Annotated in this window: 6 protein-coding genes; 5 read left to right on the top strand and 1 reads right to left on the bottom strand. The window is 51.9% G+C overall.

All coding sequences use genetic code 11. The annotated features are described in order from the left end of the window. The 3 genes from QWY20_RS09970 to tyrA all read left to right on the top strand — a co-directional run. Positions 1–639 (top strand): DNA-J related domain-containing protein (locus QWY20_RS09970; protein WP_330128868.1); only part of this gene is annotated, 639 nt, incomplete at its 5' end. Positions 640–892: 253 nt separating this feature from the next. Next, positions 893–1,951 (top strand): 3-deoxy-7-phosphoheptulonate synthase, encoded by a 1,059-nt coding sequence (locus QWY20_RS09965; RefSeq protein ID WP_330128867.1) that lies wholly within the window; start codon positions 893–895, stop codon positions 1,949–1,951. Continuing rightward, positions 1,948–3,081: a bifunctional chorismate mutase/prephenate dehydrogenase gene (gene tyrA / locus QWY20_RS09960; protein ID WP_330128866.1), complete on the top strand. Its 1,134-nt coding sequence runs from the start codon at positions 1,948–1,950 to the stop codon at positions 3,079–3,081. The genes QWY20_RS09965 and tyrA overlap by 4 nt, the downstream gene beginning before the upstream one ends. Positions 3,082–3,092: 11 nt before the next feature. On the opposite strand, the gene QWY20_RS09955 is transcribed toward tyrA, so the two are convergent. Continuing rightward, positions 3,093–3,983, bottom strand: a complete 891-nt coding sequence (locus QWY20_RS09955; RefSeq protein ID WP_330128865.1) for an LOG family protein — start codon at positions 3,981–3,983, stop codon at positions 3,093–3,095. Between the two features lie 140 nt (positions 3,984–4,123). Between QWY20_RS09955 and QWY20_RS09950 the strand changes: the two genes are divergently transcribed. Then, positions 4,124–5,737, top strand: a complete 1,614-nt coding sequence (locus QWY20_RS09950; RefSeq protein ID WP_330128864.1) for a Na/Pi cotransporter family protein — start codon at positions 4,124–4,126, stop codon at positions 5,735–5,737. After that, positions 5,727–7,133, top strand: coding sequence for an MBL fold metallo-hydrolase (locus tag QWY20_RS09945; protein ID WP_330128863.1), 1,407 nt, complete (start codon positions 5,727–5,729; stop codon positions 7,131–7,133). The genes QWY20_RS09950 and QWY20_RS09945 overlap by 11 nt, the downstream gene beginning before the upstream one ends. The last annotated feature ends 7 nt before the right edge of the window (positions 7,134–7,140 follow it).

Genomic DNA, 7,140 nt, shown 5'->3' with positions numbered 1-7,140 from the left:
ATCAGACTTGCACAGGCACCAGGGCTCTGGCACTGTGTTGCTATGCAAGCACCGCTTCCTACCCCACAATTACAGTTACTGCAAGGGCAACTGGAAACCATTCTGCTGCAAAGCAGTGGCATGGTGACTGAACAGCAGTTGTTGCAGCGTCTGGGCCTGCAGCTGACCAATGCGCCCGAGGATCCGCAGCACGCGTTGTTTCAGCGTCATTTCGTATTACAGCATTTGTTGTATTGCATTCAGCAGCTATGGCTGGCCGATGAAGTGGCCTGGCTGGACATTGGCCTGGCCAAAGCCGAGCTATTACCCTATCAGGGCCAGCAGCTATCGGCCCAGGATCAGGGTCGGGCACAGTATTATCTGAATTGGCAAAATTTTTACCGGATGGACGCAGCCACTCTGGCGCAGCAACTGGATGATTTCTGGCTGCAGTTTGCCAGCAGGGCGGTGGCCACACCGCAATTTAGTCACCAGCAGGCCTGTGAGCTATTGCAGCTGAGCTGGCCGTGCCCGTTAGCGGTGTTAAAGCGGCAATACCGCAGCCTGGCATTAAAACATCACCCGGATCGAGGCGGTGATGCTGAGCAATTTGTCCGGATCCGACTGGCCTATCAGCAGCTTAGCGCAAAATTGCGGTAAGTGACTGCTTCCCATTACCTGTTTGTATAACAAAGTTTACGATTTGTTTGTCGTGATGATTTTGCTTATGCCTTGCAAATAATGGCTTTGCTGGGGTTGAACTTGCGTTGCTATCTGGTTACACTGGCTTTCTGTAATTAATTAAGTACATAATGTATCTTTAAGTTTACGGCTGATGTCGCCTGCTCCGATCAGACGGCAATATGGTCAAGCCTGCCATACACTTAAGGGTGCTTTTTCAGGAGCTACTGCAATGACCACCCGTGTTGATGATCTGCGTATTGCCGCAGAAAGGCCTTTAAGCCCACCCAATGTATTGAAACAAGCTTTACCGCTCTCCGAGCAGGGGGCTGTGTTTGTGCAGCAATCGCGCCAGACCATTGCCGATATTATTCATGGCCGCGATCCCCGCTTGCTGGTCGTGACCGGGCCTTGCTCTATTCATGATCCGGTGTCTGCGCTGGAGTACGCTGAACGTTTAAAAGAGTTGCAGCAGCGTTACAGTGACAGCCTCTACATTGTGATGCGGGTGTACTTTGAAAAGCCGCGTACTACGGTAGGTTGGAAAGGTTTTATCAATGATCCGCATTTGAATGACTCGTTCGATCTGGAAACCGGCCTCACCTGGGGGCGTGAATTGCTGTTAAAACTGATTGAGATGGAATTGCCAACCGCTACTGAAGCGCTGGATCCGATCAGCCCGCAATACATGTCGGATTTGATTTGCTGGGCCGCCATTGGCGCCCGTACGGTGGAGTCTCAGACCCACAGGGAGATGGCCAGCGGCCTGTCGATGCCGGTTGGCTTTAAAAATGGCACCGACGGTAACCTGAGCATTGCATTAAATGCCCTGCAATCGGCGGCCAGCCCACATCGGTTCATTGGTATGAACCAACGTGGTGAAGTCGCTTTGGTAGAAACCCAGGGCAACCCGGATGGCCATATTATTCTGCGCGGCGGTAAGAAGCCGAATTATGATGCTGCCAGCATGGCTGAAGCGGTGACGGCGTTGAATAAACTGGATTTGGCCACCGCCATTGTGGTGGATTGCAGCCATGGCAACTCCAATAAAGACCATAATCGCCAGGGTCTGGTTGCCAAAGATGTGATTGCCCAGCGACAGGCTGGCAATGCTGCCATTATTGGCATTATGCTGGAAAGTCATCTGCATGCCGGTCGTCAGGATATTGTGGATGGTAAAGCGCCTTTGTATGGGGTTTCCGTAACAGACGCCTGCATTGACTGGCAGACCACGGCCGAGCTTCTGGCAGACTGTCATCTGCGCATGCAAACACTGGTGGCTGCGGCATGAACCAAACACCGGAGCAGCAGGCGCTTGCGCCTTTGCGCCAGCAAATTGATGCGATTGATGCCGAGTTGGTGCAACTGCTGGCGCGGCGTGCTGAGGTTACTGCCGAAGTAGGACGGGTGAAACAACAGTTTGGCTTACCCGTCTACATGCCAGCACGCGAGCAGGCTTTATTGCAAGCCAGGCGGGCGCAAGCAGTGCGGCATGGCTTATCGCCAGAGCTGATCGAGGATGTACTGCGCCGGGTGATGCGTGAATCCTATCAAACGCAGGAACACAGCTTTGTCTGTTGCCGGCCAGGCGGCGGCAAAGTAGTGGTGGTTGGTGGTGCCGGGGCCCTTGGCAGCCGTTTTGTCAGTTTGTTTCAGCGCTCTGGCTATCAGGTTGAAGTACTGGAAGCCGGTGATTGGCCCAAAGCGCCGCAGCTGTGTCAGGATGCTGCGCTGGTGCTGATGGCCACCCCCATTACGCTGACGTGTCAGTTGATTGCACAGCTGCCTGAATTGCCTGACGATTGTGTACTGGCGGATCTCACCAGCATTAAACAACAACCACTGGTGTGTATGCTGGCAAAGCATGCTGGCCCTGTGCTTGGGCTGCACCCGATGTTTGGCCCGGATGTGAGTAATCTGGTGAAGCAGGTGATCGTGGTCTGTGATGGCCGTTTTACCGAAAAAAGCGATTGGCTACGGCAGCAACTGGTGGTGTGGGGTGCTGAGCTGGTAGAGCAAAGTGCCCAACTGCACGATGAACGCATGCAGTTGATCCAGGGCATGCGCCATTTTACGTCGTTGGTGTATGGCGTTCATTTGGCAGAAGAGCAGGCAGATCTGCAAGAGTTACTGGCATTGAGCTCACCCATCTATCGATTGGAGCTGGCTATGATCGGCCGTTTATTTGCACAAAATGCCGAGTTGTACGCCGATATTATGCTATCATCGGCCCAAACCTCCAAGTTGCTTGAACGCTATCTGCAGCGTTTTTCGCAGGTGCTTGGCCTGGTGCAAAGCGCCGATAAAGCGGCGCTGATGGCTGAGTTTACAAAAGGCAAAGCCTTCTTTGGTGAGCTTGCTGGTCAGTTTCTGGATGAAAGCCGGCAACTTTTGCAAAAAGCGACTGACGGCAGAAGCTAAGCTTACTGGACTTAGATGTCTGTCAGTTGATAAAAATCACGGATCACCTGCCAGGCTTGTTGCGGTGAATCGACAAAACGAATCAGCTCCAGATCGGCGGCACTGATTACCCCGGTTTCTACCAGTAAATCAAAGTTGATTAAACGCCGCCAAAACGTCTCATCGTACAAAATCACCGGTACCGCTTCGGCCTTTTTGGTCTGCAGCAAAGTCAGGGTTTCGAACAGCTCATCCAAAGTGCCAAAGCCACCCGGGAAAGCAACCAATGCGCGGGCACGCTGCAAAAAATGCATCTTGCGAATGGCAAAATAGTGAAACTGGAAGCAAAATTCCGGGGTAATGTAAGGGTTGGGGTGTTGCTCTTTCGGTAGCACAATGTTCAGGCCAATGCTGGCACTGCCTGCTTCCATCGCGCCCCTGTTTGCTGCCTCCATAATACCAGGACCACCACCACTGATAATGGTCAGTTGCTCTTCCGGCCTGCGCTGGCTGTGCTCGGCAACTAAATAGGAAAAATCCCGCGAAGCCTGATAATAGCGGCTGTTGCTCAGATCGCGCCTGGCTTGTTGTACTGCCTGTTGCAGTTTGATGTCTTCAGGCGAGGTGCTAAGGGCGGTTTCTGCTTGAGCCAGAGCTTTTTTGGCATCCTCGGGAGCCTTAAAGCGGGCACTGCCAAATACCACCAGGGTAGCATCGATACCATGTTGCTCCAGCACCAGTTGCGGCTTTAAATACTCCAATTGCAATCGCACATGACGAAGCTCATCCTGCAACAAAAAACTATGGTCTGCAAAAGCCAGCCGGTAGGACGCATGATCCTGCAATTGACTGATGGCGTCGACCGAGTCCTGGGCACTGTTAAAATGCCGGCGATGTAAGGCATTGTGGTGGGAGTTTGACATAGTGGCTCCTGATAAGTGGTTGTTTTTTAAACAAGCAATTGCCGTGAAGAATGCAACCTGCTTTGATTTAAACTAAGATTAACTGGCATTGAACTGTGTCACAATGACGCAATCACCACCAAAAGGATTGTAGCAGCAAGATGATGACCGATGGATTAATGGCGCTTGGTGCCCTTGGCCTTATTTTGCTCGGTATGGAGTGGATGACACTCGGCCTGAAAAAGGCGGCCGGTAATAATCTGGTAACGGGCTTGCAGCGCTGGACTGGTAAACCTGTGCATGGCTTACTGATTGGCACTGTTACCACAGTGGCGGTGCAATCATCTACGGCGGTGACGGTCACCACCATCGGCTTTGTCAACGCCAACCTGTTGTCACTGCGCAATGCCGCTTATGTCATTTATGGCAGCAATGTCGGGACTTCCTTTACCGGTTGGTTTGTTGCTCTGGTTGGTCTGCAATTTAAAATCGATGCGCTCGCCCTGCCGCTGATTGGGATAGGGATCCTGGTCAAGTCGTTTGTTAAACAGCGAGGCTGGCAAGGCAGTGGTCAGGGCTTGGCGGGTTTTGGTTTGATGTTTTTGGGCATTGGCCTGTTAAAAGACAGCTTTGATGCAGCTTTTGTCAATATCGAGTTTGGCTGGTTGGTGGGTATCGGCTGGCTTGGACTGTTGTTGGCAGTGCTGATTGGCGCATTGCTTACTACGGTGATGCAAGCTTCGGCGGCGGTCATTGCCTTGGTGATCACTGCTGTTGCCAGTGGGGTGGTACCTCTTAGCCTGGGGGCTGCTTTTGTGATCGGCTCTAACCTGGGCACTACCTCGACCGCCATTCTTTCTGCTTTGGCTGCCACCGCCAAGGCCAAGCGGCTGGCTATGCTGCATGTTATTTTTAATGTCATCACTGCTGTTGTCGCATTGATTTTACTGCAGCCTTTGCTGTGGTTGTTATTGTGGTTGCAGCAATTGTTATTTGATGTGCACCATGCCGCTTTTAGTCTGGCCTTGTTTCATACCTTATTCAACGTGCTTGGGGTGCTGTTGATGTGGCCGATCAGTGACCGGCTGGTGCTGTGGTTAAATGGCCGTTTCCGCCGTCAGCCCAGTGATCGACTGCGGATGCTGGATCAGTCCAGTCTGGCAATTCCCGCACTTGCTCTGAAAACATTAACCATGGAGCAGCAGCATGTCTTGCAGCAGCTTTGCCGCTTGGCTGGCAGTATGGACCATAAACCGATGGAGCAATCTGTATTGGATGAGTTGCGTCAGTCGCAACGTACCATTGCTCAATTCAGCAGCCAGTTAGGTCAACAGCCACTGCACTCTGCCGAGTCCGATTTGTTGAATGCTTTGGCGAAGAGTCAACTCAGGGTCGAGCTCTTATTGCAAATGCTGCCGCAGCTGGAGCATCGTTTTGAACATGATCGTGCCGGCATTCGGCTCGAAGCCGAGTTCTGGCGTCAGTTAGCTGCATTGGATTTACCGGCCGGAACCGGTCAGATTTCTGCCTTGTACCGGGACATTAGCCGTTGGCGTGCAGCACAAAAACAGCAACTGGTAGCGCCAGCACAATTAAGCGTGGCTTTACACAGCGGTCATGGCGGCGAGTGGTTGCTGCGCTTGGCTGAGTTACGCCGTTTCGACCACCATTTAACCAAGGCCATGTTGGGTGTTGGTCAGATCCAGCACTATTATGAGCAGCAACAAGAGATCGTGCCTAGCCAAACTAAACCAGGAGAACCCAATGCCAGTTAATGCACAACTCACCTTTATCGGCGGGGCCGGGCAAGTGACCGGTTCTTGCTATTTACTGGAGTTAAACAACAAGAAACTATTACTCGACTGTGGCATGGTGCAAGGCAGCGATCAAATTCGTGAGTGGCACAAGTTCCGCTTTAAATTTCGGCCAAAAGACATCGATGCGGTGATTTTATCGCATGCCCATATCGATCATAGTGGTTTATTGCCTTTACTGGTGGCGAAAGGTTTTCAGGGTAAGATTTACTGCACCAAAGGCACCGCTGAATTACTGCCGGTACTGTTAAAAGACTCGGTGCACTTGTATTTAAAAGATTTGGAGTGGAAGAACAGGCGGGCTGCCCGGGCTGGTAAGAAAGAAATCCAGCCGGTGATGCAGTTAAACGACGCTGAGCGGGTGGTGGACTTATGCGAACCGCAGCCTTACAACAAACGCTTGGTACCCATGCCAGGGCTGGAGCTGGAGTTTAACGATGCCGGCCATATTTTGGGCTCTGCCATTGTGCAGCTTTGGCTCAAGGGCAAACAAGGCATGCGGCATTTGGTATTTTCCGGCGACTTGGGCAATCCTGCTACCGTGCTGATGCACGATCCGACGCAGATTGAACATGCTGATGTGGTATTGATGGAAAGTACCTATGGCGATCGTAATCATCAGGATGTGGAGCACACTGTCGCCGAGTTTGCGGCAGCGCTCGATGCGGCCTACGAGGCCGGCGGCAATGTCTATATCCCAGCCTTTGCGCTTGGTCGCTCACAGGAGATTTTGTACTACCTGGGCGTGTTGTACCATCAGGGCAAACTCAAACAAAAAGTTGTGTTTTTGGACAGTCCGATGGCCATTAGCATTACCGAGATCTACGACCGCTTTTTTCATAGCATGGATCCGGATGATACCAGGATTTTGAAGCAGCAGAATGTGCGCGATCTGGCGTCGTTTCTACCGATCCTGAAGCTATCGGAAACGGTCGAAGACTCTATGGCCATCAACCGCTTTAAACAAGGCGCCATCATCATTGCCGGCAGTGGTATGTGTAATGGTGGCCGTATTGTGCATCACTTTAAGCACAACTTATGGAAAAACTCCAATCATTTGATTTTTGTTGGCTTTCAGGCGCAAGGTACTTTGGGGCGACGCTTAGTTGACGGCGAGCAACGTATTAAGCTGTTCGGCCAGGATATTGTGGTCAAAGCCAAAGTTCATACCATAGGAGGTTTTTCCGCCCATGCCGGGCAAAGTGAGTTATTGCAGTGGGCGAAGGCCATTGGCGGGCAGCCAAAATTCTGGTTAGTGCATGGCGAAAGCAAAGCGCAACAGGTGCTGCAGCAAGAAATGACGGCGCTTGGTTTGGCTGTGGATATTGCTGCTCAGGGACAGCAGATCAGTCTTTGACTGAAAA

The sequence above is a fragment of the Alkalimonas cellulosilytica genome (genome assembly GCF_036325985.1).
In the GTDB taxonomy this organism is placed as follows: Bacteria; Pseudomonadota; Gammaproteobacteria; order Enterobacterales; family Alteromonadaceae; genus Alkalimonas; species Alkalimonas cellulosilytica.
Note: the sequence above shows the minus strand (reverse complement) of the source record. Positions and strands in the feature narration are given on the sequence as shown.